The organism is Melioribacter sp. (genome assembly GCF_049325435.1).
GTDB lineage: Bacteria > Bacteroidota > Ignavibacteria > Ignavibacteriales > Melioribacteraceae > Melioribacter > Melioribacter roseus.
The window spans coordinates 57720-82985 of the sequence record NZ_JBMOLD010000012.1 but is presented as its reverse complement, the minus strand read 5'-3'; the positions used below and the strand labels follow the sequence as shown (position 1 = coordinate 82985).

The 25266-nt window shown below is 41.0% G+C and carries 23 protein-coding genes and 1 tRNA gene; 10 read left to right on the top strand and 14 right to left on the bottom strand.

Annotated elements, in window-relative coordinates; translation table 11 throughout:
* Positions 1-183: 183 nt before the first annotated feature.
* From ACOYVE_RS08450 to ACOYVE_RS08435, 4 genes are read left to right on the top strand one after another with little or no spacing between them, the layout of a single operon-like run.
* Positions 184-1140: a D-alanine--D-alanine ligase family protein gene (locus tag ACOYVE_RS08450; RefSeq protein WP_422881540.1), complete on the top strand. Its 957-nt coding sequence runs from the start codon at positions 184-186 to the stop codon at positions 1138-1140.
* Entirely contained in the window at positions 1137-2195 is a 1059-nt protein-coding gene (locus ACOYVE_RS08445) for a D-alanine--D-alanine ligase family protein (RefSeq protein WP_422881539.1), read from the top strand. The genes ACOYVE_RS08450 and ACOYVE_RS08445 overlap by 4 nt, the downstream gene beginning before the upstream one ends.
* Positions 2173-2646: a GNAT family N-acetyltransferase gene (locus ACOYVE_RS08440; RefSeq protein ID WP_014856492.1), complete on the top strand. Its 474-nt coding sequence runs from the start codon at positions 2173-2175 to the stop codon at positions 2644-2646. Before ACOYVE_RS08445 ends, ACOYVE_RS08440 begins: the two co-directional genes overlap by 23 nt.
* 17 nt (positions 2647-2663) lie before the next feature.
* Positions 2664-3818, top strand: a complete 1155-nt coding sequence (locus ACOYVE_RS08435) for a KamA family radical SAM protein (protein WP_422881538.1) — start codon at positions 2664-2666, stop codon at positions 3816-3818.
* Between the two features lie 105 nt (positions 3819-3923).
* On the opposite strand, the gene ACOYVE_RS08430 is transcribed toward ACOYVE_RS08435, so the two are convergent.
* From ACOYVE_RS08430 to ACOYVE_RS08410, 5 genes are all read right to left on the bottom strand, one after another.
* Positions 3924-6230, bottom strand: coding sequence for a FlgD immunoglobulin-like domain containing protein (locus tag ACOYVE_RS08430; RefSeq protein WP_014856490.1), 2307 nt, complete (start codon positions 6228-6230; stop codon positions 3924-3926).
* An 8-nt stretch (positions 6231-6238) separates the two neighbouring features.
* Positions 6239-6568, bottom strand: a complete 330-nt coding sequence (locus ACOYVE_RS08425) for a hypothetical protein (RefSeq protein WP_014856489.1) — start codon at positions 6566-6568, stop codon at positions 6239-6241.
* A gap of 60 nt (positions 6569-6628) precedes the next feature.
* Positions 6629-7072, bottom strand: a complete 444-nt coding sequence (locus ACOYVE_RS08420; protein WP_014856488.1) for a response regulator — start codon at positions 7070-7072, stop codon at positions 6629-6631.
* Positions 7069-9096: a sensor histidine kinase gene (locus tag ACOYVE_RS08415; protein WP_014856487.1), complete on the bottom strand. Its 2028-nt coding sequence runs from the start codon at positions 9094-9096 to the stop codon at positions 7069-7071. Before ACOYVE_RS08415 ends, ACOYVE_RS08420 begins: the two co-directional genes overlap by 4 nt.
* Before the next feature lie 101 nt (positions 9097-9197).
* Complete coding sequence (locus tag ACOYVE_RS08410; RefSeq protein ID WP_014856486.1) at positions 9198-10283, bottom strand: OmpA family protein; 1086 nt, start codon at positions 10281-10283, stop codon at positions 9198-9200.
* A gap of 74 nt (positions 10284-10357) precedes the next feature.
* Here ACOYVE_RS08410 and ACOYVE_RS08405 point away from each other — a divergent pair.
* Together ACOYVE_RS08405 and ACOYVE_RS08400 are read left to right on the top strand one after the other, a co-directional pair.
* Positions 10358-10435, top strand: a tRNA-Pro gene (locus ACOYVE_RS08405).
* A 9-nt stretch (positions 10436-10444) separates the two neighbouring features.
* Positions 10445-10588, top strand: a complete 144-nt coding sequence (locus ACOYVE_RS08400) for a GIY-YIG nuclease family protein (RefSeq protein ID WP_014856484.1) — start codon at positions 10445-10447, stop codon at positions 10586-10588.
* Between the two features lie 101 nt (positions 10589-10689).
* On the opposite strand, the gene ACOYVE_RS08395 is transcribed toward ACOYVE_RS08400, so the two are convergent.
* Positions 10690-12018 (bottom strand): hypothetical protein, encoded by a 1329-nt coding sequence (locus ACOYVE_RS08395; protein WP_014856483.1) that lies wholly within the window; start codon positions 12016-12018, stop codon positions 10690-10692.
* Complete coding sequence (locus tag ACOYVE_RS08390) at positions 12008-13240, bottom strand: YjbH domain-containing protein (RefSeq protein WP_422881535.1); 1233 nt, start codon at positions 13238-13240, stop codon at positions 12008-12010. Before ACOYVE_RS08390 ends, ACOYVE_RS08395 begins: the two co-directional genes overlap by 11 nt.
* Before the next feature lie 162 nt (positions 13241-13402).
* On the opposite strand from ACOYVE_RS08390, the gene ACOYVE_RS08385 reads away from it, so the two are divergent.
* Positions 13403-13900 (top strand): YajQ family cyclic di-GMP-binding protein, encoded by a 498-nt coding sequence (locus tag ACOYVE_RS08385; protein ID WP_014856481.1) that lies wholly within the window; start codon positions 13403-13405, stop codon positions 13898-13900.
* A gap of 47 nt (positions 13901-13947) precedes the next feature.
* On the opposite strand, the gene ACOYVE_RS08380 is transcribed toward ACOYVE_RS08385, so the two are convergent.
* The gene (locus ACOYVE_RS08380) at positions 13948-16656 is read right to left on the bottom strand and encodes a TonB-dependent receptor (protein ID WP_422881534.1); all 2709 of its coding nucleotides are present in this window, start codon (positions 16654-16656) and stop codon (positions 13948-13950) included.
* A gap of 411 nt (positions 16657-17067) precedes the next feature.
* Between ACOYVE_RS08380 and ACOYVE_RS08375 the strand changes: the two genes are divergently transcribed.
* The 3 genes from ACOYVE_RS08375 to ACOYVE_RS08365 are packed head-to-tail and all read left to right on the top strand — an operon-like array spanning position 17068 to position 20912.
* On the top strand, positions 17068-18276 hold the full coding sequence (locus ACOYVE_RS08375) for an ectonucleotide pyrophosphatase/phosphodiesterase (RefSeq protein WP_422881532.1): 1209 nt from the start codon (positions 17068-17070) through the stop codon (positions 18274-18276).
* A gap of 1 nt (position 18277) precedes the next feature.
* Complete coding sequence (locus tag ACOYVE_RS08370) at positions 18278-19561, top strand: M16 family metallopeptidase (protein ID WP_422881531.1); 1284 nt, start codon at positions 18278-18280, stop codon at positions 19559-19561.
* Positions 19554-20912: a M16 family metallopeptidase gene (locus ACOYVE_RS08365; RefSeq protein ID WP_422881529.1), complete on the top strand. Its 1359-nt coding sequence runs from the start codon at positions 19554-19556 to the stop codon at positions 20910-20912. Before ACOYVE_RS08370 ends, ACOYVE_RS08365 begins: the two co-directional genes overlap by 8 nt.
* Here ACOYVE_RS08365 and ACOYVE_RS08360 read toward each other — a convergent pair.
* Genes ACOYVE_RS08360 through truA form a run of 6 tightly spaced genes read right to left on the bottom strand, consistent with a single transcriptional unit; the run spans position 20909 to position 25239 of the window.
* The gene (locus ACOYVE_RS08360; RefSeq protein WP_422881528.1) at positions 20909-21895 is read right to left on the bottom strand and encodes a hypothetical protein; all 987 of its coding nucleotides are present in this window, start codon (positions 21893-21895) and stop codon (positions 20909-20911) included. The genes ACOYVE_RS08365 and ACOYVE_RS08360 overlap by 4 nt on opposite strands.
* A gap of 17 nt (positions 21896-21912) precedes the next feature.
* Entirely contained in the window at positions 21913-22692 is a 780-nt protein-coding gene (locus ACOYVE_RS08355; protein WP_422881526.1) for an enoyl-CoA hydratase/isomerase family protein, read from the bottom strand.
* A 9-nt stretch (positions 22693-22701) separates the two neighbouring features.
* Positions 22702-23295, bottom strand: a complete 594-nt coding sequence (locus tag ACOYVE_RS08350) for a hypothetical protein (protein ID WP_422881525.1) — start codon at positions 23293-23295, stop codon at positions 22702-22704.
* Complete coding sequence (locus tag ACOYVE_RS08345) at positions 23292-23741, bottom strand: DUF2231 domain-containing protein (protein WP_014856472.1); 450 nt, start codon at positions 23739-23741, stop codon at positions 23292-23294. The genes ACOYVE_RS08350 and ACOYVE_RS08345 overlap by 4 nt, the downstream gene beginning before the upstream one ends.
* 14 nt (positions 23742-23755) lie before the next feature.
* The gene (locus tag ACOYVE_RS08340; protein ID WP_422881524.1) at positions 23756-24505 is read right to left on the bottom strand and encodes an SDR family NAD(P)-dependent oxidoreductase; all 750 of its coding nucleotides are present in this window, start codon (positions 24503-24505) and stop codon (positions 23756-23758) included.
* Positions 24505-25239, bottom strand: a complete 735-nt coding sequence (gene truA / locus ACOYVE_RS08335; RefSeq protein WP_014856470.1) for a tRNA pseudouridine(38-40) synthase TruA — start codon at positions 25237-25239, stop codon at positions 24505-24507. Before truA ends, ACOYVE_RS08340 begins: the two co-directional genes overlap by 1 nt.
* Positions 25240-25266: the final 27 nt, after the last annotated feature.

Sequence of the window (25266 nt, the reverse complement as noted above, 5' to 3'; positions counted from 1 at the left end):
ATAATTCTTGCAAAAAAATTTTAAATCAGTATATTGGTAACAAAAAAATAAAAAGGATTTCCTATTAGTTCTTTTTTATTAAATAGAAGACTTAAATTAGCATTAACATATAATATAAAACCGGATGTAACCAACGCTTCCGAAGGCGCTTCTTTCTCTTTTCAGAACAACGACACTCTGACTATGAACGACACATATGCTGAGTGGGATACAATCGAAACAATTAACGCCATCAAAGAAGCGCTCGAACTTTTTCATGAAGTACATTTAATCGAAGCTAACGAAGAAGCTTTCGAAAAATTCAGAATCTTGAAACCGGACATTGTATTTAACGTATCGGAAGGTTTTAACGGCATAAGCCGCGAAGCTCAAATTCCCGCAATGCTCGATTTGCTCGGCATACCTTATACGGGTTCCGACCCCCTTACTCTTACTACATGTCTCGACAAATCCAGAACAAAAGAAATACTTTCTTATTACGGAATACCTAACGCCAGGTTTATTACCGTCGAATCGCACGACGACATTATAAACTTTTCGCTCACGTTCCCGGTTATCATAAAACCAGTAGCGGAAGGTTCAAGCAAAGGAATTTTCAATTCGTCGCTGGTCAACAATATTGAAGAACTGCAAACAAGGCTCGACGAACTGCTCGATACATACAAACAGCCTTTATTGATAGAAGAATTTTTACCCGGGCGCGAATTTACGGTTGCTATAATGGGCAATGGAAAAGAAGTCGAAGTGTTGCCGATTGTAGAAATCAATTACGCTTCTCTGCCCGAAAATCTTTTACCGATTTATTCATACGAAGCAAAATGGATTGCCGATACTCCCGACAATCCTCTCGATATTTTTAGTTGCCCCGCCCGGCTGGACGACGTCCTCAAAAGCAAAATCGAAAAAACCGCTCTCGACACATATAAAATTTTAAGATGCCGCGACTGGGCGCGCATCGACATTCGTCTCGATAAGGACAGTACGCCGAACGTTATAGAAGTAAATCCGCTGCCCGGAGTTTTGCCGAATCCCGAAGACAATTCGTGTTACCCCAAAGCCGCCCGAGCCGCAGGATTATCGTACAACGAAATGATAAACAAAGTGCTCTACCACGCTGCTAAAAGGCACAACCTGATATGAAAAGTTACAGAAAGATATTGATTTGCTTCAACGATCCGGTTCGCTACTACGAAAACTATACGGGCAAACGCTCGCCCGAAGCTTCGAACGATATCGACCTGTCCGAAAAAAATATCGTCGAGCAAATTGAGAATATACGCGATACGCTCGCTAAGAAATATTCTTCTGTTGAAACGCTATCGGTCAACAGGGACATTAGAAAATTTATCGACAAATTGAGAAATATTTCCCCGGACGTAGTATTCAATCTTATCGAATCCGTAGAAGGCAACGCCAACTATGAAAGTTACGTAGCGGGTTTATACGATCTTTTTGAAATTTCCTATACCGGCAACACTCCGCTTTGTCTGGGAAATTGTTTGAACAAAAACAGAACGAAACAAATCCTGCAGTCTCACGGCATTCGAACTCCCAAATATATAATTGCAAGTTTCAATTCTTATCCGGACAAAGATAAATTTCCGTTGAAGTTTCCGGTTATAACAAAGCTTGCGCGAGAAGACGCCAGTATCGGTATATCAGAAAATTCGGTCGTCCGTAATTTTACCGACCTGCGCAATCAACTGGAATATCTTTTTCATACGTACAAACAGGAAGTTTTAATAGAAGAATATATCGAGGGAAGAGAAATCAACGTTGCAATTCTCGGATCGAGAATACTGCCTTTGTCGGAAATAAAATTCGACGGGCTGCCGGACAATTTACCAAAGATTATAACATACGAAGCAAAATGGTCGCCGGACAGCGTTTATTACAATAACACCGTGCCCGAATGTCCGGCTAAACTATCCGAAGATATTGAAGATAAGATTAAAATCGCTGCTGAAGCGGCTTTCAATGCTTTGGGCTGCAGGGACTATGCTAGGGTCGACATTCGATTGAGTAAAAGAAATGTGCCCTACGTAATCGAAGTCAATCCCAATCCCGATATATCGCCCGACGCCGGATTCATAAGGTCTGCCAATGCAGCCGGCTTAAGTTTTCAAGACGTTATTCTTACTATTGCCGAACTTGCAGAAAAGAGGATTAAATATGATACGCAAGCTGCAATCTGACGACAGGAAACGACTGGTTGAAATTATCGACGGCACAAAAAACTTCAGCAAAGAAGAAAAAAAGATTGCCGTCGAATTGATAGACGAAGCTCTGGAAAAAGACGGAGTCGACAATTATAATGTGTTCGTTTATCTGGAAGGCTCGGAAATTGCAGGCTATCATTGCATCGGTCGCAGACCTTTGACTGACGGAGTGTTCGATCTCTACTGGATTGTAGTCGACAAAAAATTCCAGAATAAAGGGATCGGGAAAAAATTGCTCGACCACGCCGAAGAGTTCGCAATTAACAACAACGGCAGATGGATACTCGCCGAAACTTCGTCGCAGGACAATTATAACGAAACGCGGAATTTTTATTTCAGGAATAATTATTCGATTGTTGCCGAGATAAAAGATTTTTACAAACCGAACGATAATCTTATCGTCTTTGGAAAATATATAAAAAAATAAATATAAAGGGCACACATATGGAACTCTGGCAGCAAATGATAAGGGACAGTATACACACCGTAGACCAACTCGTTGAAAAATTCAATATCGACAGAAAGGTAGCCGAGGAACTCGACGAATTTTTTCAGGCGCGCATTAATCCTTATTATCTGAGCCTGATACGTTATCCCGGCGACCCCATCTGGCTTCAATGCGTCCCCGACGTCAAAGAGCTTGAAGACCTGGACGGCTACGAAGACCCGCTTCTGGAAGACGCTATGAGTCCCGTGCCTAATATCACTCACCGTTATCCCGACAGAGTATTGTTTTTGACGACAAGCCAATGCGGGATGTACTGCCGTTTTTGCACGCGCAAAAGGAAAGTGGGCAACTCCGATAAGATTTCGATGCGGCAATTGGAATCGGCGTTCAAATATCTGGAGGAACATACCGAAGTTCGAGATGTAATCATGTCCGGCGGCGATCCGCTGATGTTAACCGACACAATGCTCGAAAAAATAATTAAAAGAATACGCCAGATTCCTCACATCGAAATAATCCGCATCGGCACAAAAATGCCGTGCGTTTTGCCCCACAGAATCACGCCCAAACTTGTCGAAATGTTGAAGAAATATCATCCGATATACATTAACACGCATTTCAATCATCCGTGGGAAATAACGCCGGAGAGCACTAAAGCCTGCCAAATGCTGGTTGACGCCGGATTTCCCGTAAACAATCAGGCTGTATTGATGAAAGGCGTTAACGACGATCCGCAAGTGCTCAAAGAGTTGTTCCTTAAATTGTTAAAAATACGCGTAAGACCTTATTACCTTTTTATGGCGGACGAAACCCGAGGGGCAAATCATTTCAGAACTTCGCTCGACAAAGGTTTGGAAATTATGTTCGCTCTGCGCGGCAATATAAGCGGATTGGCAATTCCTCATTTTGTTATCGACGCCCCGGGAGGCGGAGGTAAAATTCCCGTTCTGCCCGATTATATTCTCCACCGCGACGAAGAAAAAATTGTAATGCGCAATTATCAAAATAAAATTTACGTTTACCGCGAAGCCAAAAATGAAGAGAACAAAATAGAAGTGGAAATTTCCGGGAACGACAACGGTAAATTGCCCAAACCGAAAAAGTTAAAGAAAAGCGCGAAGGCGGTAGTATCGGAATATGAAATAACCTGATTTATCAGTCATTTAAAAACGAAAGAGCCTGCCGGCAAATCGACAGGCTCTTATATTAATACCACCAATCCCTGATAACTAATCCCTAACTCCTAATCCCTAACACTACTTCACCATCACCATTTTTCTGGTCTGGACGAAATCGCCGGCGATAATTTGATAGAAGTACGTACCGCTGCTTACACGATTTCCGAAATTGTCCATACCGTCCCAGAGAATGCTGTGTTTGCCAGCCGATTTAACTTCGTTTAGTAAGCTCCTCACTTCCCTGCCCAGCGCGTCGTATATTTTTATCTGCACGTTGTTCATTTCGGGCAATGTATATGTTATAATTGTAGACGGATTAAAAGGATTGGGATAATTTTGATCGAGAGCGTAACTCGTTGGCAGCAATTCGATTACATCGTTATTGCCGGTTGTTTTATAGCTTACGTAAGCGCGGATAAGATATACAATAAAAGAGTCCTGCGGCACCACATCGTCAACATAAAAATTGTACCAACCTTTGGCATCGCCGTTCATCGTATATGTCCTACTTTGAGAAGTAGGTTGATAAGTATGCATTACTCTATTTGGCCCATTTTTATTATTAGGATTATTGGTGCCCAGATAATCCCCATCAATTACAAAAGATACAACAAAATCCTTATCAGCAGAAATATTATATGAACTTAAGTCAACTTTAACCCAGTTAGGCCATTTTGCTGGATAATTGCCCTCTACATAATAATTTCCAACCGCTTCAAATGATGCTAATTTATTACCTAGTAAATATTTAGCGCTATTAGCAATATTCCATACGCCACCTTGCAAAGGGCTTAATGTTCTTAAAGCCACTCTAATTGAATCTAATTTTGCACCTTCTACTCCCTTAAATACAACAGCAACTGAATCGCCTATATCCCAAGGATATAAACCCACAGGTTCAGTATTGTCGTAAGCAATTTCGATCGGTTTGTTATCGAATACGCCGGTTGCGTTGAATGTATATTTGAACTTTGTATTTTCAGTAGCAGATATATTCTGGTCAACCATATAAACCATAAAAGTCACTTCGGAATAATCGGAGCCGAAGGAAGGCAGCGAATAATCCGTTCCGAAAGAAACGTTTTCGACTTCGACGCCGCCGGAGGAAGTTCTTTTAATTGCTTTTAACTGTATGCTTTCGTTTGTCGTAAATTTAACGTTCAAATTGCTGCCGCCGGTAAAAGTAATGTAATCGACTCCGTATTTATAAACCGAAGCGGAAGAAACCGACACGTTCGGATTGAAATATTTTGTATCCGCCATTTTAGGCAGCCCGGGATAAGAATAGCCCCACTTCGGATTTACGCTCTTGTCGTTTATAAAATTAGCCAGAAACCAGTTTTCCATTAGCGTTGAGAAAGTAATCGATTTGTCGATTGAACCCAGTGTGTAGGTCACCCCGTTAAAACCTTTTACTCCTTTATTAAGAAATTCCCTGAAGAACGACGATCCGTACTGTTCGTAGAGATAGAGAGAAAAGCGGGCTGCTCTCGAGTAGTCGGTCAAAACGGCGGTGTTGTCGTTCCGGCGCCAATCGAGAAAATAATGATCGGGTTCCTGAGCATAAAGATTTTGATTATAAATTTCGTAACCGCAAATCACTTCGGCGGCTAGCGACCAGGCTTCGTCAAAGAACGTCTCTTCTTCTTCTATATAATTAAAATGTACCATATGCTGAAACTCGTGCGCGGTGGTGCTCATAGCGTTCGTAAGTCCGGCTTCGGTTAACAGTTTATTCTGAACGCCGTCGAGATAGTAAATCTCGGCTGCATTGCTGTGAGAAAATCCCGGTTTGCTTTTGTCTGTTTCTTGATTATAAGAGAAAAAATATCCCGAAACATAGCCTCCGGAACCGTTATAACTGTCCTTAATATCGAGAATTAAAATGATAATTCTCGGATCATGATCCACATCGGGCGGGTTGCCGAAATTCTCAACTACGGTTTGATAAATTCCTTTATTCGGGTTTGCGGGAGTCGATTTTTCAAAAGCGTTCAATACCGCATTTACTGCGTTCTGGTCGACCTTATCTTTGTTCCACAGATCGTCTTCAACAAAAATGTAGCAATTATCACCCACGGCTCGGCAAGTAGACGGTACGTCATAAAATTCATTTGTTGTAGTCAGGTCCGAAGCCGTCCACGTATGTTTTGAACCGACTGTAAATCCCCACGCGGAGGATTTTTTGAGAGATTTTTCAGGTTTTATTTTCGAGAGGTCGATTCCGTTTGCTTTGCTGAATTTTTCGAGAAACGGCCGAGCGTCTACCGGATAGCTCTTTTCCTGCGCGATTCCCTTTTCCGCCGATTTATTTAATTTTATTGATGTCTGTCCGAAAATACCGATTGTCGATAATACGGTTAAAATGAGAACTAATTTTTTCATATTGCTGCCTATTTTGTATTCTTATTTAAAGGGGTTATTTCTTCAACTATTAAAACGGGAGCTCTCGTATCCTTTTCGGTTTTTGTGAAAGTAACCAGATAGTAGTCTCCCTGCTTTTCCCATAATTCTCTTTCCACGGCCGGTTTACACTTCAAGATATATACATTATCATCGTCGGTTTTAATCGCAAGTTTAGAGAACGGTTCGTTGCCTACAACCGTAATATATCCTTTCACTTTGCCGCCTTTGGCAACGGCATTTTTGCACGAACAGCATGCGTTTACGGCAATAACGGAAATCAGAATAAGAGCAAACGGTATAAATTTTTTGATTTTCATATAAATCCCGTGAATTTTTGTTTAAATATACTTAGAAAACAAATAAAATTTCGAAAAAATTCAAACTTGAAGCTGAGGGAAAAAATTTTCTCCGATCCAATAGTCGGTAAAGTTACCGAACATTTCTTTGTATCTGTCGAAGCTGAGGGGTTTAATAAGATAACTGTTGGCGCCGAGTTCGAAAGCTCTGTCGATATCGGTCTGATTTGAAGATGTGGACAATATGACAACCGGAATAACTTTAAATGCTTCGTCGTTCTTTATTTTTTGAAGGAATTCGAAACCGTTGATTCTCGGCAGGCGGATATCGAGCAGAATGATATCCGGCTGGATATTATTGGCGGAATATTTTCCCGCTTTGAAGATAAAATCGAGCCCTTCCTTTCCGTCGAAGAGATGAATCAGCTCTATTTTGAATTCGGAAGCCTCAAGACTTCTTTTGACGATTTCCGCATGGGCAATATCGTCTTCAATTAACAGGATAACCGCGTTTCTTTTTTTCATACCACCCCCGCGATTTTGGTTTTCGGAAGTGTAATAAAGACAGTGGTTCCTTTATTCAGTCCTTCGGATTCAATCCAGATTCTGCCGCCGTGTATTTCGATTATTCGTTTCACAATCGTCAATCCCAGTCCCGTACCTTCGTAATTAGTGTGCAGTTTTTCGAACAGTCCGAACAGTTTGTTTTTATATTCGGGTTCAATCCCACTGCCGTTATCCTTAATATAGATAATAATTTCGTCATTCTCTTTGACGCCGACTTCAATGTGAGCCTGCTCACAATCGCTCGTAAATTTGATTGAATTTTCGATCAGATTACGAAATACATCAACTAACTTGTCCCCGTCGCCATAGATGATTACAGGTTTGTCCGTTACGTCTATCCGTATATTTTTATCTTTCAGTTGACCTGCGAGAAGGTTAAGAGAATCTTTTACAATTTCTTGCAAAGTCAATCTTTCGGTTTTGTGAGAAATCCGTCCTAATCGGGAAAGTTCAAGCAAATCTTCAATCAATTTACTCATTTTATCGGAAGCTTTGTCGATATAAATAAGGTCGTCGGACAGTTTCTTTATGTCGTTCTTTTTCAGATTTTCTTTCATATAATCGACAAACGTACGAATAGTAACAACTGGGCTCTTCAAGTCATGCGAAACGCTGTAAATAAACCGCGTTATTTCTTCGTTCTTCCGGCGAATTTCTTCGTCTTTTATTCTTCTTTCGGTAATGTCTCTTATATTAACCACCACTGCGTTTAGATGTTGTTCGGAAAGGAAATTTCTGCCGACCGCTTCGAGCCACATATACTCGCCGTCTTTTTTCAACGCCCGGTATTCAACCCTGAAAAGACTTCTTTCATTCTGAAGCACTTGATCCCAAACTTCGACCACATTTTTAAGATCTTCCGGATGAATAAATTTATCGAACGGTTTATTTTCAATATCCCCGGGCTCGAAACCTGTCAGCATTTCGATCGCCGAACTTACATACTGTATGACGCCTTCTGAATTAATGAGCATAAAAATATCGTTGGAATTGCTGAGTAAGGCTCGGAATCTCGCTTCGGCTTTTTTCCTTTTTTCGGTCTCTTTGACAAGTCCCCATGATTTGAATGCATAGTAAGAAAACAATACGGCGCCAAGAAAGATTGCGCTTATAAGTATCAGCAGTTTATTCCTGAAATTAGCAAGTCCCTCCGTCAATTCCTCCTCGGATGTAACGATAGCCAGAGACCAGAATGTGCCGTCGAGATAAATCGGCATATAAAAGGCTCTCATTTTACGATACGATTCGGATGCATGGTCATAATAAAAATGCGAAGTTCCTTCTTTCCCCTCCAGCATACGCTTAATCATATTCCCGAAATCCGGGTCGTCATGAATAGTCAGTTTTATGTTATTGCCCACATGTTTCCGCCTGGGGCAATAAAGTTCGGTTCCGTTACGACTTATTAGCAGCGCATAACCGCTTTTTCCGATCGTTACCTCTCTGACAAACTTTTCGGCAATTTTTTCAAAATTCAAAACGAGCGCAATTGTTCCGTCGAACTTGTCGTTTTTGAAAACGGGAACGTGGATAACAATAGCGTAGAAGCCCTGCACCGCCAGGAATACATCGCTTATAACCGGCTTTTTCTTTTGAAAAATTTCCCTTACATGCGCTTGCGAAGAAATATCCATCCCGGCTGCGTTTTCATAAGGAACTGTAAATGTGATTTTTCCGTCAGGACCGACTCGCGTTATGCTTTTTAATTCTTTGCGTAAGTTTTTATATAAAAATCGGAGATGTTCCTTACCTCGTTTATTCATCTCAATTATGTCCTTGTCGGCGGCGAGATAATTTAAAATGCCCTTCCAGTTATCGAACATTTCACTAAAAGACAATGAAGTTTGACGGGCGTGTATTCTCTGAAGATAATAAGAATTTTGAATAACGTTAATTTTTTCTTCGCTGTAAAAAGAGACAAAGGTATAGAGGGCTATTACGAGAAATAATAATATACTGAGGAGCCAATATCGATAGTTCACGATTCCTCTTCGATACGCTTGTTCTTAAAGTGAAATTAAAAATAATTTAAATAAAATAAAAGGAGAGAAGTCGCAAAGGACTTCCCTCCTCGAAACGGATATTATTTTACTTTAAATTCAATTCTGCGGTTGGCTGCTCTGCCCTCGGCGGTTTTATTGTCGGCAATCGAATTGCTCTCGCCGTATCCCACGGCTGTCAGTCTGTCTGCGCTTACGCCTTTTGCAATCAAATACTTCATAACCGCTTCGGCTCTCATTTGAGACAATTTCTTGTTATACTGTTCCGAGCCGATATTGTCCGTATAGCCTTGAATTTCGACTTTTAATTCCGGGTTCGACAGAAGCGTTTTGGCGGCGTCGAATAAAATCGGGTACGATTCGGGAGTCAACTTTGCGCTGTTGAACTCAAAATTGACGCCAACGAGCACCCATCTTTTTTCTTCTTTAACGGGTTTTTCAACAACTACTTCTTTAACCACTTCTTTCGGAATATACCTTTTAACAATTTCTTCGATCCGCGCATAATCGATCGGAGCGGCTTTTTGTTCAACGCTCAATCCGGAATAAAGTTTGCAATATTTGGAAGGTTCTCCTTTGCTGAAGTAATAGAGCACCCCTATCTTGGCGGTCATATAAGAATCTTTTCCGTTAATTTCTCCCACTCCCAATGCACCGTCGAATTCCGAATTGGCAACAAGATTATAGTTCCCTTCCGTGACCAATTTAAAATCATTCCCAAGATGCCACTCGACGCCTAATCCGGCATTGAAAACTCCGCTTGCCGCATTGTCTTCTACACCGGGGGTCGCCTGATCTGTAAGCATCCTATAAGCAACTCCGCCGCCTACATTCAGATAAGGAGATACGGGTTCGCAAGGCACAAGATAATAGAGCAAGTTCAAATTTCCCGCAATCGTATTGTTGACTGTAGTGGTAACGGGCGCTCCCCATTCGCCTTCCAAGTGAAGATATGCGCCCGAGAGACGGAGTCCGACGTGTTCGGTAAAATTCCTTTGAATCGAAAGATAAGCGCCGTAGTTTGCGCTTGTGGCTGTAATATTTGAATTAACATAACGCGGATAGTCAAATCCCGCGCCTACTGCCCAGCTGTTTTTTGCAAGCTGAGCGTCGACCGATTGAGCGGCAAAAAATACAAAAAGAATTAGAATAGTGATTATTTTTTTCATACATCCTCCCCTTTCCGAGGTTATTTGTTTTTTAATTAATAAAAAAAATTATATTTTTGTCTGTCCATTTTCGTCGGGGTGTAGCGCAGCCCGGTTAGCGCGCTTCGTTCGGGACGAAGAGGTCGAGAGTTCGAATCTCTCCACCCCGACCAAAATCTAAAATGGAAACTTTTTTTACCTACATAATTTTCAGCCCTTCAAAGAACAGATTTTACGTCGGTTCGACCAACGATATCCAACGAAGACTCAACGAACACAATTCAGGTCAAACTAAATCCACGAGACCGGGTAAACCCTGGAACTAAGGCAAGTACTACCCCAATGAATAATATTGGACAGAAAATATTTCTGCATAAGGTATGAATAATCGAGCGCCCTTTTAATCAAGGGCGCTCCCGATAAAATATTAACCGCCTACGCCCTGATCGTGTTTTGGCACCCAGACCCATTGGTCTCTAACTTTTTTATAAACTTTTAACGTAGCCACAACGTCTGCGGAAGTTTCGCCTGCGCTTAAAGACGCTGTTACGGCTACTTTAAATCTTTGAACAACGGCAGACCAAACCCAAGTGCCTCTTTGCGTCGGGAAATCGGGATTATAATGATCATCTACTCCATCGCCATCCAGATCATCCTGATATTCTTCTGGCAGCGGGGGTTGAGGCGATGCCGTATAAGAAATACTTACAGCAAGTATATTTCCCTGGTCGTCATAACGCAAGTCGTAATCGTCGAACGCGTCTGTTTGGGTGATAATATTACGCACCCATTTTTCACTCACCGTGCCTGTTTTGGGAGTCACGCTTAATATTGGCGTATAAGAGTGACTGATTGTTTGCCCTTTGGCTACTACTTGTTCTGCCGCGTCCGGTTCGTTTGTATTAACACTGGTTATTGAAATCGAACCATCGTCGGCTACCGTCCACGACGAGAAGCCGGTTATCTGAGTCGAAGCCGAAGTTCCGTCCGCGTCAACCGTTGCAGTTCCTCTTGTTTCCCATTCAAGCGTAACCGGATTTAGTCTGTAGACCGACATTGTCTTCCCCGGCGTTGAGATATAAGGCAACGGGAATGAAACCGTAACCGGCTGAGAGAATGTAATCCCGGTAGGCTCAAAATTTGCCGCAGCCGTTACCACTTTATTCGATGTTGCCGGTAAAGGCACCGTATTATTAACTGTTATTGGAGCCACGGATATATCGGTATTTGTGGCCAAAGCGCCCGGAGGAACGTCCACCGAGACCTGTTTTGTAGTTACCGACTCTGTCGTGGTGGTTCCTACCTGTCCGCCGCTTGTAGCCGAAACAGATTGAGTTACGCCTTTCAATTTAATAAGATAAGTCGTTGGCACCTGCGCGGTGTAATTATCCTTATCAATTGTCGCAGCGACAACTTTAGCGCCATACGAAGCAGCAGCGGCGCTCACTTTTAATCTGGCGCTCGGAATATTTGAAACGTCGTATTGATAATTGCCGGTATTGTCCGTTGCGAGAGTAGTCAATATTTCACCTGACTCATTAGCCAGAATAACGGTAGCCCCTTGAATGCCGCCGAGCGTTACGGCGTCTTTAACGTAACCGTTCAACACCAACGGAGCGGGCGGCTCAACCGGCGTTGTTGGAGCTGGAACTATCGGTTCCGTTTTTGAACCCTCACATCCTGTGTATGCAATCAATGCAACCACAAGAAATATGGAAAGTATTATTGAAGCGGATAATGATTTTTTAGCGTACATACATACCCCTTTCCTGGTTTGATATAAATTTCTTCTTCAATTCTTTTTTAATAAATGCAGGATTGTATTTGTATAATTCTTTTTCAAAATAGTCCCCCGTTTTATATGTCATACCCACCAACGAAGATATTTCTCCTTTTACTCTGTATTCCCACCTGAAATTTTCCGCCGTTCTTATTCGTATAAACGAGGGTTTGGAATATCTGGAAGGAAACAGCGGCACCGAAAAATTGAATCCTCCGTTGGTATATCCGTCAGTAGAACGTACGGCGAAAAAGCCGAGTTCAATTTCGCCGAACTGTCGATTTATGTCGACTCTCAAACTTTTGTCTTCATAGAGAAATTTCCCCGCTGTTATTCCGATTGTAAGGTCGTATTTATTGATTCGATATTTCATACTCAGATTATACGTAAAGAGATATAAATCGGAATAAAAGAATTTATTCTGATAAACCGAAAGATATCCCGTATAGCCGGCATTGCCTTTTAAAACAAAGTCGCCGTTATTAAAAATTTTCATTGCGGAAAAATCCGCGCCGTACCTGTTTTCAGTAAAATATCCCATCGTTGCAAATGCATACGTTGATTCGTCAAATTTAAACGTCTGTCCTAATGATACGATGCCAGGTCTTATATAATCTCCCTCGCCTTTAAATTCGTTATAAACGGGAATAATCGTTTGAATATTCAATTCCATACCTTTCCACCAGGAAGTTCTTATTTCCGGAATAATATTTATTTGAGCTCGAACCGGATTATCGTAATCTCCAAACTGCCCTTTGAAACCGGGATGAATAGTTAAGTCCGTACGAAAGTCCGATTGATTATCGCTTTCCGTATCAAACTCCGTTGGAGTATACGAAATAAATAAATTCTTTTCGAAATCGCTCCAACCGGATGTGCCGGCGGTCACAGAATAAAACAAACTGTTATCGTACCGGATTTCGAGCACAGGTATTTTCTTATTGAGCATTGTAATTACTACCGTATCGTATTCCCTGTAATTCTTAAGAATATTCATTACTTCGATCAATCCGTCTATATTGAATCTATAGACGCGGTCTTCGTAAGCAATAAAAATTTTCGTCCCTTTTACGTTAACCGACAGATTTTCGAAGCCCTTACTACTCAATTCATTAATTACAGAAGTTACAGAGTAAGCGAAATACGGTAACGGAAGTAAAAAAAAAATTACAATTATCCTAATGAACGTATTTTTCATTTTGATGGAACTAACCCGTGATTAAGGAACCAACCCCGTTGACAGGATTACGCCAGCTCACAACCCTTCTATTTTGTGTGCAATATAGCGGATATAATTTTTAATATCAAAATAAATTTAATTATTTTTTTGTAAACAAATAATTTTTCATCGGGAGGATAAATGGCTTCAAATCATTCGTTCGACATTGTTTCGGCGGTCGACTTTCAGGAAGTAGACAATGCAATTAACCAGGCGCTAAAGGAAATTCGACAGCGCTACGACTTGAAGGATTCGAATACGGAAATCGAATTCAACAAAAAGGACAAGCAAATTAACATCAACACGAAGGACGATTATTCATTAAAGCAGTCTTTCGACATTCTTCAGAGCAAATTTATAAAACGGGGTATATCGATCAAAGCCATGAAACCGAACGAGCCCGAACCTGCGGCAGGCGGCAGATTAAAACAAACAATTGCTCTTCAAAGCGGAATATCGAAAGAAAACGCAAAACGGATTACAAAATTAATAAAGGACAGCAAGCTCAAAGTCAACGCTCAAATACAGGACGAGCAGGTGCGCGTTACCGCTCCAAAGATTGACGACCTGCAAGCGGTAATTCAACTGGTTAAAGAAGCGGATTTCGATTTTCCGGTACAGTTTGTTAATTATAAATAAAAAAAGCCGTCCTTTTGGGGACGGCTTTTTTTAACAATCTACAATAATTAGAATCTGATAGAGAAACCGAGATTGAATGTTCTCGGCAAGCCGGGATAAATTTCAGCGTCGTCTGCCGAGTGATTTACGCCGTTTGCTTTATAGGCATTAAATCTGCTGTTGTCCGTAGCGTCCTGAACGTAAAGCTCGTCAAACAAATTGAAAACGTGAGCAAAAACAGTTAAGTCCATCCCATTCAGTTCAATTGGCAAATTGTAATAGAAATGTAATTCAAATAAATTGAAAGATGGAATTTTCCACACCTGTCCTCTATCGCTTTCATTAGTTCTGGTAAAAGGATCGAAATCGGCATAATATTCAGTATTATATCTCCACGCCAATTGAGCATTAAATCCTTGAATAGGTGTAACTGTAATACCTCCCGCAATTTGTCTTTGAGGCGCGTCGCCAACTTTCAAGTCTTTAATGTAATAATTATAGTCTTCTTGTTGATTTGTTTGGTAATCAACGACATACACACCGGCCACATCATCTGTGTAAACCCAGCTTGCAAATGAAGCCGCTGCATCGAAACGCAGGAATTTTGAGGCTTGAAAAGCAAGCTCAAGTTCCAGACCGGTATGACTTGAGTTAATGCCGTTCAAAAAGACAAGGCCTTCCGAGCCGTCTGGATTAACAACTCCTCTGGATTGCGCTCTGTCTTTCCACATAGTGTAGTATAAGTTAGCTTTAGCCGAGAGTCTGTTGTTTAAAGCTTTATAGTTTGCTCCTACTTCAAAAGAAAGAATTTTTTCGTTTTTCGGATCAGTAATTTTAGCGCCGCTTCTGTCGTCGATAACCTGATCGAAAATCGGCACTCTGGCTATATAACCGGCGTTTGCATAGAAATTAAGGTCGGCGCTGTAACGGAAGCTGGCTCCGCCTTTTACCTGGTATCCGCCGATCCAATCTGTTTCAGTATATAATTCGCTACCGTCTGCTGCTTTTCTAAAGTGATTTGTATGATCATATTTGATCATCGAGTAACCTGCGGTTGCATAATACGTGAATCTATCAATACTGTATTCAGCCTGAGCAAAAGTACCTACCCAACTTACTGAGTTAGTAAAGAAGTAATCGATTTTATCGCCGAGTTTCTTGTAATATTGATCGGGCATATCGAATGCATTTGCAGTACTATAGAAATAGTCGCCGCCCAATAAATCTCTTACTTCTCTGTAATGTTCGATTTCCGCATAGCGTATATCCAGACCGAACGACGTTGTAAGGTTTTCGTTAACTTTATAGAAAGCTTTCGATATACCGCCGAGCGTCCACTGGTTATTTACGCTGTTTCTCAAAATTCCGCGGGATACTTTTACCGCATTACCGTTTGCAAGAGTATCGATGTTATTCATGTTTCTTTGAATTGTTCCGTTCCAATCAACTACACGCTGCAACAGAGTATAATCCCAAACCATCGAACCGAATGTACCAGAGCCTCCGCCGATGCCGCCCGACCAGTATAATGTTGTATATAACGATAAATCTTTCGTAAGATTCGAATACCAGTTGAAGTTGACGATCGGTTTGTGGTAATAATTTTCGCTTTCACTGATGAAAGTAGGCGAATAACGATTGCTTGTGCCGTCGTTCCAGTACTGTTTACCGCGGTATGTAGGATCGAGAGAATTCCAGTTGGAATTATAAAGAATTCCCTGTTCGGCTAATTTGGGATCCTGCAAAATTTCTTCGCTATAACCGAGTTCGCGAGCCAGTTCATGTGAATACGTAGCGGCATTCAAACGCCATCTTCTCTGTCCGTGTCTTTGAGGAGCTCCGGTAGCATAAAGTTCCAGTCTGTTGTTCTGATCCACCTGATAAGCTGCTCCCAGATAGTATGCATATGCGTCGGACCATGTTCCGTCGACAACTCCGTCCTGTGATTTTTTTACTCCTCCCAGAGTGAGAGCAAATTTATTGTCTATCAAGCCTGTATGGACAAAGAGAGTTTGTTTTGTAAAGTTACCGCTTCCGATTTCGTTTTTGTAGAAGACCCCTCTTTTCGAAGCTGTAGGATCCGTAACAATGTTTATAACGCCGCCCACTGCTGGGGTTGCAAGCGTAACGGAAGAAAGTCCTCTTTGAACCTGAATTGAAGAAGTAGCGTCGCCGAGTCCGTCCCAGTTGGACCAGTATACCCAACCGTTTTCCATATCGTTAATGGGTACACCGTTGATCATTATAGCGATATTTCTCTGGTTGAAACCTCTCACGTTAATACGAGCGTCGCCCGCGCCGCCGCCAGAGGAAGTGGCGTAAACCGAGGGAGTATAGTTAAGCACCAGAGGTATGTCGCGAGAACCTAATACTTGCTCAATTTCTTTTTTATCGACATCCGTAAATGCAACAGGCGTTTTTTGTTCTTTAGCGCGGTCGGCGATAACTTCAACCGACAGGGAGAATTCATGTTCTCTCAGCGTGAAGTTGACTTCCATGTTGTTTGTAAGGTTGATATCGTACTCAACTTTTTCGTAGCCGATGTAGCTGCAAACTATAGTGTATCTGCCTTTCGGAGCCGTAATTTTGTATGTTCCGTCCGCTTCCGAAGCGGCGCCCAATGTGGTGCCCTTCAAAAATACGTTGGCTCCGATTAGAACCTCGCCTGTTTGCGATTTTACTACACCGCTGATTGTGTAGTTTTGCGCCATCAAAAATGTCGGCAAAAACATTAACATCAGCAGTAACGCTGAAATACGGTAAAATGATTTACTCATAGTTTAACCTCTGTTTTTTGGGAAATTATGTTTATTAAAAAAAAGGTAAGATTATTCGAACGGTTCAATATCATATCAGATTTAATTTGGGTTAAATTAATTTGCATAAATTTTCGGATTTCTCAAATTGTTCCGAACTCCCCTAATGAAACGCCAGTCAATAACTGATTGATTCCGGCATCAAATATCAGGGGAATTAATTTCATTTTCAACTTGTTTTTTAATTCTTAACGATTTCTTAATACCCTATGGAATTTATATATCGCACTTCTGAAAATAGGAAAATACTTTTAAATGGCGAAAAAAAATTTTATATAATTTTAATTTATTTTGAAATTTAAATTACTTGTATTTATCAAATCCTCGAATACTATTATTTTTTTATATTTCCGTCTTAATTTAGGGAGTTATATGAAACGATACATAATCTGTTTATTCTTATTTTTTACTACTCTTGCATATGCCGGCAATAAACCGTATGTAATATTAATCTCATTCGACGGATTCCGTTGGGATTATCTGGATAGAGAACTTACGCCGAATCTCAATAAACTGGCTGACGAAGGCGTGAGAGCTTTATCGCTCAGGCCGGCTTTCCCTTCGAAGACTTTTCCAAATCATATATCGTTGATTACGGGAATGTATCCGGATAACCACGGAATAATAGGCAATTACTTTAAAGATACAATCAAACATAAAGAATATTCTCTCGGCGACACCGCGGCTGTAAAAGAACCTTTCTGGTACCTTGGCGAAGCATTCTGGGAAACCGCCGAAAGAAACGGCATTGTAACAGCGAGCTATTTCTGGCCCGGTTCGGAAATTAGTTTGGATTACAGGCGTCCCACTTATTACGAAAAATACGACCACAACAGAAGCTACCGGGAAAAAGTAAAAGGAATTATTAATTGGTTGAAACTTCCTGACGACAAACGTCCTCACTTTATTACTATTTACTTTCATGATACGGATACATACGGACACGATTACGGACCGGACTCCCCGGAAACAAACCGGGCAATTGCATACCTCGATTCCGTTACCGCATATCTGGTGAACGAGATCGACAAAACTAATCTGAAAGACAGCGTAAACTATATTTTCGTATCCGACCACGGCATGACGGCGATAGCCCCGGAAAGAACAATTAACATCGAAGAGATAATTGAAAAATACAAATGCAGTTTTCAATACGACGGTCCTGTAATGTTTGTTAATCCTCCGAAAGATAAAACTGAAGAAGTTTACGAGCTCCTGAAAAAATCCGAAAATCATTTCAAAGTTTACAAGAAGGAGGAAATGCCGGATTATTATCATTTCAGCTCTCATCCCTTTATCTACAGACTGATTCTGGTTGCCGATTTGGGCTGGAGTTTAAGAACAAATGAAGCTCCCGAATGGCTCGACGAAGCGAAAGGAAATCACGGTTACGATAATAATTTGATCGATATGCACGGCATTTTTTTGGCTCACGGTCCGGCATTCAAATCCAGCTACAAGACGGGAACGCTCTGGAATATCGACCTTTACCCGCTCCTTTGCAAGATATTCGGAATATCGACCCGTTCGAACATAGACGGCAAACTCGAACGGATTGAATTCATACTGAAGGAGAATTGAGATGTCCGGAAATATTTTCAAAATTAATTACATCAAACATTATCTGGAAAACGGACTCGAAATAATATTGTTTCAGGATAAGTCCGTGCCGACTGTTTCGGTAAACATCTGGTACAAAGTAGGTTCGGCAAATGAAACGCTGGGCAAAACAGGTTTTGCACATCTCTTCGAGCACATGATGTTTCAGGGTTCGAAACACGTGCCGAAAGAAGGTCATTTCAAATTCATCGAAGAAGCCGGAGGCAGTTTGAACGGCTCGACTTCCTTCGACAGAACAAATTATTACGAAACAGTGCCTGCAAATTATCTGGAATTGGCGCTATGGCTCGAATCCGACCGTATGGGTTTCCTGCTTCCGTCTCTTACCCAGGAGAAACTAGATAATCAGAAAGAAGTGGTAATGAACGAGAGACGCCAGAGATACGAAAATCAACCGTACGGACTGGCATGGGAATTAATTTTTTCGAATCTGTTCCCGGCAGGCCATCCTTATTCCTGGCCGACAATCGGATGGATGAAAGATATTGAAAATTTCAGTCTCCAGGATGTAAAAGAATTTTTTAATAAATACTATAAGCCTTCAAACGCAACTCTTGTTGTGGGAGGAAATTTCGACAAAGAAGACGCCCTCGAATTAATCGGGAAATATTTCGGCGATATACCGGGCAGCGAAAAGCCGGAACTGCCGGCAGCCGATCCGGTTTCATTGACCGAATCGAAAAAAATCATTCACCCTGACAATATCGAACTGCCGAGGATTTATTTAGCCTGGCATTCCGATAAAATTTTCGGCGAGGACGACGCCTCGCTCGATATTCTTGCAGACGCCTTGTCGTCGGCCAAAAGTTCACGACTTCAAAAGTCGCTTGTATTCGAAAAACAGATTGCGCAAGATGTAAGCGCGTTTCAGTTTTCCGCTAAACTTGCAGGCGCGTTTATTATAGTTGCAACGGCAAAACCCGGCGTATCCACAACCGAGTTAAAAACCGAGATCTTTAATCAAGTCAATCAACTGAAAGAGAATGGTATTACTTTCGAGGAATTAGAAAGAGCAAAAAATTCGATTAAATCGCATTATGTTTATTCATTGCAGAAAATCGACACAATCGCCGACCAGCTTAATCTTTATAATTTTCATCTCGGAGAACCCGATTCGTTTGAATATGACCTGGCGCGGTACTCCAATGTGAACTGTACAAAAGTTAGAGAGACAGCGCATAAATACCTGTCCGATAAATATGTTGAACTGCACATCGTACCCAAAGAAGGAGGTCTTAATGTTTGACAGGTCGACGCCGCCCAAGCCGAAAACTAAGGTCGATTTCAATTTGCCCGAAATTGAAAAATTTGATACGGATAACAATACGATCTATTATTCTCAAAAAGAAAAGTTGCCGATCGTACAGCTCAACGTTTTGATTGACGCAGGCAGCAGGCTTGACCCTCCCGACAAAAAAGGGCTTGCATTGCTTACTTCTCTGCTGATAGACGAAGGAGCGGGTAAATATAATTCATTTGAACTAAACGACGAATTCGAAAAGTTGGGCACAATTATTAGCATTAATGTGGATCACGACACATTTGTATTATCAATGCTTTCATTGAGCGAGAATTTCGAAAAATCGTTCGAACTCCTCGCCGAAATCTTAAACAATCCGCGTTTGAATACCGAAGACTTCGAAAGGGAAAAAAAGAAACTTACCGGTAAAATAATTCAGTTGAGAAAAGAACCTTCCTACATTGCAAATACGGCATTCGACAGAATTGTTTTCGACGGAACATATTACGCTTATCCGGAACTCGGTTATCTCGAGACGCTGGATAAAATTACGATTGAAGACGTCAGGGATTATTACCGAAAATATATTCAAAATAATTCACTTAATTTTGCGGTCGTGGGAAATGTCTCAAAAGATGAGATCGTCAGACTTGTAAACAAGAATTTTAACGGCAGACAAAAGATAACGATTGATCAAAATATCGAGCCGGTTGTTGATCAGAATACCAAGATTTATATTGCGGACAAAAGGGACGCCCCTCAAACCGAATTAAGGATAGGGCACCGCGGCGTCAAACGAAACGAAGAAACTTACTACAGGCTAAAATTAATGAATACAATTTTAGGCGGCGATTTTTCTAGCAGAATCAATCTGAATCTCAGAGAAAAAAAAGGCTTTACCTACGGCGCAGGGTCGGTATACGGATATCATAAAAACGCAGGATTTTTCGAAGTCCACTCGGCAGTTAATGCCGTCAACACAGGCGAATCGATTTCAGAAATAATAAAAGAAATCAACGGCGTCAGAGAACGTATAGAAGAAGATGAGATTAACTTTGCCAAGTCATTTCATACAAAAAAGTTTCCATCGTTATTCGAGACTTATACCCAGATAGCCAAAAATATAACGCCGTTAATTATTCATAATCTGGATACGAATTATTATAAAAATTACGTTGACAAAATTCAGTCGGTCCGAAACGAAGAAATAATCGATGCGGCGAAAAAATATTTGCATCCGGAAAGTCTAGTTATTGTAGCCGTGGGCGACAGGGACAAAATTTACGAGCAGGTAAAGGAGCTCGGTATTGAGATTGTTTATATAGACGAAAAAGGGGATGTCCGGGGAGGCGCTTAAATTGCAGGCACAATCCTATATCCCTTTTTGCGATATTTGTCGAATTCGGATTTAATAACCCAGAAATTATCGGAGGTGATTAAAAAGATTTTAGTCCTTGCGCCGGATTTATCTTCACAATAATATTTGAATCTGGAAAGCAATTCATTTTTATCCTCATCGTCGAGCAATATAAAATCGGATATTCTTTTAAGCTTTACTCCCCTTTTCTTAAATCTTTCCTCGACGTAATTATAAACGGGAGAATTATAGAGCTTCGATTTTACGTCGATTAGATAGAAAATGGACTTCGAGAAATCCGTCACAATTTTGTTTATCGCATTGTCGATTACCTTTTTATGCGAGCGAGTCTTGATTCTATAATCCGAAGAAATATCGTCGTTCAAAATTACGACATAATCTTTATCGTATTTTTTAATCGAATCTGCGGCGCTTTTCGATTCCTCTGAAGGAATAAATCCGACCGCAAACCGGTACGGCATGTTGAGTATCTCGGTAAATTCCGAATCGCCCGGCTCCAGCTCATAAAAAATAAACGCCAGATTATTTTGCTCCCGCTTTAATTTTGAGTCGGGAACTATATCGGCAAGCAACTTCAATTTTTCGTTCGAATAGACGCGCAGTTCAGTTTCCCCGAAAATCTTTTTTTCTTCCGAGACGAAACTTGTAATATCGTTTTCAATAGCATATTCGAGATCCCGCAAAATCAGAGGGATAGGTAAATCCTCGGGCAATCTCACAATGATTTTATAACGGACGGAATCCTCGCCGCTAATTTTAAGCTTTTTCTTACTCACCCAGCTCTCTTCGATTCCATGGCTTTCCAGAACTGCGCTGAATACTGAATCGATTGCCCTAACGGAATATTCGCCTACCACGTTGTCTTTTTCATCATTATTATTCGAGAAAAGATCAACGGACAGATTGACAATGAGCAAAGCTACGGCTATACCGATAAGATAATAGGTTAATTTATAATTCATGAAAAAATCGGGATGTATTATTTGTTCTTAAATTGCGCCGGTCTTTTCTCGAGAAAAGCGGAAGTGCCTTCCTTAAAGTCTTCGGTTTCCGTACAAAGCGCAAAGAGCCGGCTTTCGTTTTCCATTTCCTCCCTGCGTTCGGTTGATTTGATTCTAAGGGATTCAAGAGCGTATTTAATTATCACGCCGCTTTTCGAAGCGATTTTTTCGCCCGTCTTCTTTGCAGCATCAAGTAATTCCGCGTGCGGAGTTACTTTGTTTACAAGACCTATTCTGTAAGCCTCTTGCGCATCAATCATATCCCCTGTTAAAATCATTTCGAGGGCATTTGATTTGCCTGCAATTTCCCGTAATCTAACCGTGCCTCCGTATCCGGGAATTATTCCGAGGTTGATTTCCGGTTGACCGAAGCGTGCATTTTCCGAAGCGATTCTGATATGGCAGGCCATTGCCAGTTCGCATCCTCCGCCGAGCGCATATCCGTTAATGGCGGCAATAACCGGCTTATCGAAATTTTCTATATAATTAAAAATTTCCTGTCCGTTTTTTGAAAAAGCTTCGGCTTCCCGTTTGCTCAACTTATTGATTTCCGTTATATCCGCGCCGGCGGCAAAAGCTTTATCGCCCGCTCCGGTTAATATCACCGAAAGGATTGACGAATCCTCTTCAATCATTTTAAATATTTTACGAAGCTCGTCGAGCGTTCTGAGATTCAAAGCGTTTAGTTTGTCCGGTCTGTTGATTTTTACGATTCCGATTTTTCCTTCTTTACTGAGTATAACATTTTCAAATTCCATTTTCATCTCCTAAATTTTTACAAAAATCGGGATAGTGGCTTTAAATACTATAGAGATATATTGATTATCCGGCAGATAATTATAATACGCCATTACATCGAGAATAAACATCGAAAATCCTCCTCCCACCTGTAAGCCGAACTTTGATTTCCCTTCGGTAAAGTTTTGTTTGTTTTTACCTTCTTTGAAAATATGAGAATTCTCAAAATAAGAATATTGTATACCCGCGTCTACAAGAGGCATTAGCAATGCAATATTTTCCACAAGCGGCGTGAAATAATACCTAACGCCTGCCGCCAGAAAAATCATATTGCTCGAATACGACGCGTAATCGGTTTTCTTGTAGAGAGTCTGCCTGCCCGGATAATGCTGATAACCCAGCGTTGAATAAAAAAAGAACGGCATCAAATGATTATCCGTATAGAGCAACGAAGTTTCAGCTCCGACTCCGATATTATTTTTATCGGAAAAATTTCCGATCGGGAATTTCGGACCTACTCCCAGCGACATAAACAATCCTTTGGCTTCTCCGAATTTTATCGGCTGAGCGCAAACTGCGACCGAAATCCACATCATTATTAAAACAAAATATTTCTTCATCATCCACCGAAAAATTTGGTTCCGACTCCGAATTCATAAACCAATTGACCGCCGTAATATGCGGTAGTTAATATTAATACAAAGCCAATAATAGAAAAAAAAAGAATAATTAATTTATTGTAAAGCAAGTTTTTGTTTTTCTTGATTGTATAAAATCTGTAAAAAAACAGAGAAGCGCAAAGCCAGACAAACAAAGAAGAGAAAAGTTCGTGGTTATTTATTGCTTTTTGCAGCCCGGAATTTTGAATTGAAACCTCGTTTATTTTCTGAGCTTCCATATTACCCGTCAATACCGCCGCCAAAGAAAAAAGAATTGCAAGGAACAGGAAAGCCAGAGCGGGTTTAGTCATACTTTCCTTGCCGGTTAAGACGCCGGCGGCATCGAGTACAAAATAAATAATATAAAACACGATCGGGAAATGAATAATAATCGGGTGAATGGTTTCCATAAATTTCCTTTCGATTAACCGCAGAGCACGCTTCCGCCGTTGACGTTAAGTATTTCGCCGTTTATATGCCCCGCCAGATCCGACGCAAGAAACAAAACCGGACCGGCTACATCTTCCGCAGTGGCAATCCTGCCCAACGGAATAGAATTAATTATTTCCTGTTTATATTTTTTGTCGGCAAAAACTTCGTTGTTCATTTCAGTATCTACCCAGCCGGGAGCCACGGAATTGACGGTAATGTTAAACTTTGCCAATTCTACCGCCAGCGATTTGGTAAAAGAAATCATACCGCCTTTAGTGGCTGCGTAATGCGAATGGAAAGCTTCGCCGCGTTGTCCGGCTGTGGAAGAAATTAAAATTATCCTGCCGTATCTATTGTTTTTCATAAAAGGCAAAACGGCTTTGGAAAATAAAAACGCCGAAGTAAGATTAATCCTTATAATCTCGTTCCATTTTTCGAGAGTCAAACGGTCGATAGGGCCGTCGTTCCATATTCCGGCGTTATGAACAAGAATGTCGATACTGCCGAAATCTTCAGCCGCCCGTTCGACCATACGGAATATCTCCGTTTCCGATTCCATATCCGTTCTGTATGCTTTTGCTTTCCCCTGCAGCCGAGTTTCCAATTGTTTGGCGCGTTCGGCTGAATTTTTATACGTAAAAGCAACTCTGCCGTTTGCCTGCGTAAAATATCTGACGCAAGCTTCGCCTATACCTCGGGAACCGCCTGTTATAACGGCTACTCTGTTTTTCAAGTCAATCATTAATACCTCACTTTATATAAAAACAAACCATTTGCGGGCAACGCCTCGCCGGCGGATTTTCTGTCTTTATCATCCAAAATTTTTTGAAGCAATCCGGGGCTTTCATTATTAAGAGCCGCCTTTAAGATTGTGCCTGCAAGCGCGCGCACCATGCCGTGCAGAAATCTGTCGGCTGATACCGTAAAAATCGTAAAATCCGACCTTCTGAACCATCTGATTTCTCTTACTTCACAAAATTTATTATTAACCGACGATTTGGCTCTGCAAAACGAAGTAAAATCTTTTTTCCCGAGATACACGCTGCTTAATTCATTAAGAAGATTTATATCAATATTCCTTACGGGCGGAAACAAATAAGAGTATCTTAAATAAAAAGGGGATTTTACATGGCTGAATAGATAAATATACTTCCTTTCCCTGGCGTCGTACCTGGCATGAAAATTTTCAGTCACGCATTCAATATTATTAATTGCTATGTCGTTCGGTAAAAGGGCATTTAAGGAATATATAAATTTATTCGTATCCAAATCATCGTGAAATCTGAAGTTTGCCACCTGGCCTAGCGCATGCACTCCGGTGTCGGTTCTGCCCGAGCCGATCAGATTGACTTTCTCTTTGAGTATTACTTCTATTGCTTCTATTATTCTTTGTTGTACGGTAATTTTATTTTTTTGAATCTGCCAACCGAAGTAATTAGTGCCGTCGTATTGAATTGTTAGTTTATAATTACGCATTATTCCAGGTCTGAATCTATACGTTTC

Excerpts from the sequence above, each read along its gene's own strand:
- ACOYVE_RS08450 (WP_422881540.1), top strand. The coding sequence starts at position 184 with ATGAACGACACATATGCTGAGTGGGATACAATCGAAACAATTAACGCC.
- ACOYVE_RS08445 (WP_422881539.1), top strand. The coding sequence starts at position 1,137 with ATGAAAAGTTACAGAAAGATATTGATTTGCTTCAACGATCCGGTTCGC.
- ACOYVE_RS08440 (WP_014856492.1), top strand. The coding sequence starts at position 2,173 with ATGATACGCAAGCTGCAATCTGACGACAGGAAACGACTGGTTGAAATT.
- ACOYVE_RS08435 (WP_422881538.1), top strand. The coding sequence starts at position 2,664 with ATGGAACTCTGGCAGCAAATGATAAGGGACAGTATACACACCGTAGAC.
- ACOYVE_RS08430 (WP_014856490.1), bottom strand. The coding sequence starts at position 6,230 with ATGAAAAAATTAGTTCTCATTTTAACCGTATTATCGACAATCGGTATT.
- ACOYVE_RS08425 (WP_014856489.1), bottom strand. The coding sequence starts at position 6,568 with ATGAAAATCAAAAAATTTATACCGTTTGCTCTTATTCTGATTTCCGTT.
- ACOYVE_RS08420 (WP_014856488.1), bottom strand. The coding sequence starts at position 7,072 with ATGAAAAAAAGAAACGCGGTTATCCTGTTAATTGAAGACGATATTGCC.
- ACOYVE_RS08410 (WP_014856486.1), bottom strand. The coding sequence starts at position 10,283 with ATGAAAAAAATAATCACTATTCTAATTCTTTTTGTATTTTTTGCCGCT.
- ACOYVE_RS08400 (WP_014856484.1), top strand. The coding sequence starts at position 10,445 with ATGGAAACTTTTTTTACCTACATAATTTTCAGCCCTTCAAAGAACAGA.
- ACOYVE_RS08395 (WP_014856483.1), bottom strand. The coding sequence starts at position 12,018 with ATGTACGCTAAAAAATCATTATCCGCTTCAATAATACTTTCCATATTT.
- ACOYVE_RS08390 (WP_422881535.1), bottom strand. The coding sequence starts at position 13,240 with ATGAAAAATACGTTCATTAGGATAATTGTAATTTTTTTTTTACTTCCG.
- ACOYVE_RS08385 (WP_014856481.1), top strand. The coding sequence starts at position 13,403 with ATGGCTTCAAATCATTCGTTCGACATTGTTTCGGCGGTCGACTTTCAG.
- ACOYVE_RS08380 (WP_422881534.1), bottom strand. The coding sequence starts at position 16,656 with ATGAGTAAATCATTTTACCGTATTTCAGCGTTACTGCTGATGTTAATG.
- ACOYVE_RS08375 (WP_422881532.1), top strand. The coding sequence starts at position 17,068 with ATGAAACGATACATAATCTGTTTATTCTTATTTTTTACTACTCTTGCA.
- ACOYVE_RS08370 (WP_422881531.1), top strand. The coding sequence starts at position 18,278 with ATGTCCGGAAATATTTTCAAAATTAATTACATCAAACATTATCTGGAA.
- ACOYVE_RS08365 (WP_422881529.1), top strand. The coding sequence starts at position 19,554 with ATGTTTGACAGGTCGACGCCGCCCAAGCCGAAAACTAAGGTCGATTTC.
- ACOYVE_RS08360 (WP_422881528.1), bottom strand. The coding sequence starts at position 21,895 with ATGAATTATAAATTAACCTATTATCTTATCGGTATAGCCGTAGCTTTG.
- ACOYVE_RS08355 (WP_422881526.1), bottom strand. The coding sequence starts at position 22,692 with ATGGAATTTGAAAATGTTATACTCAGTAAAGAAGGAAAAATCGGAATC.
- ACOYVE_RS08350 (WP_422881525.1), bottom strand. The coding sequence starts at position 23,295 with ATGATGAAGAAATATTTTGTTTTAATAATGATGTGGATTTCGGTCGCA.
- ACOYVE_RS08345 (WP_014856472.1), bottom strand. The coding sequence starts at position 23,741 with ATGGAAACCATTCACCCGATTATTATTCATTTCCCGATCGTGTTTTAT.
- ACOYVE_RS08340 (WP_422881524.1), bottom strand. The coding sequence starts at position 24,505 with ATGATTGACTTGAAAAACAGAGTAGCCGTTATAACAGGCGGTTCCCGA.
- truA (WP_014856470.1), bottom strand. The coding sequence starts at position 25,239 with ATGCGTAATTATAAACTAACAATTCAATACGACGGCACTAATTACTTC.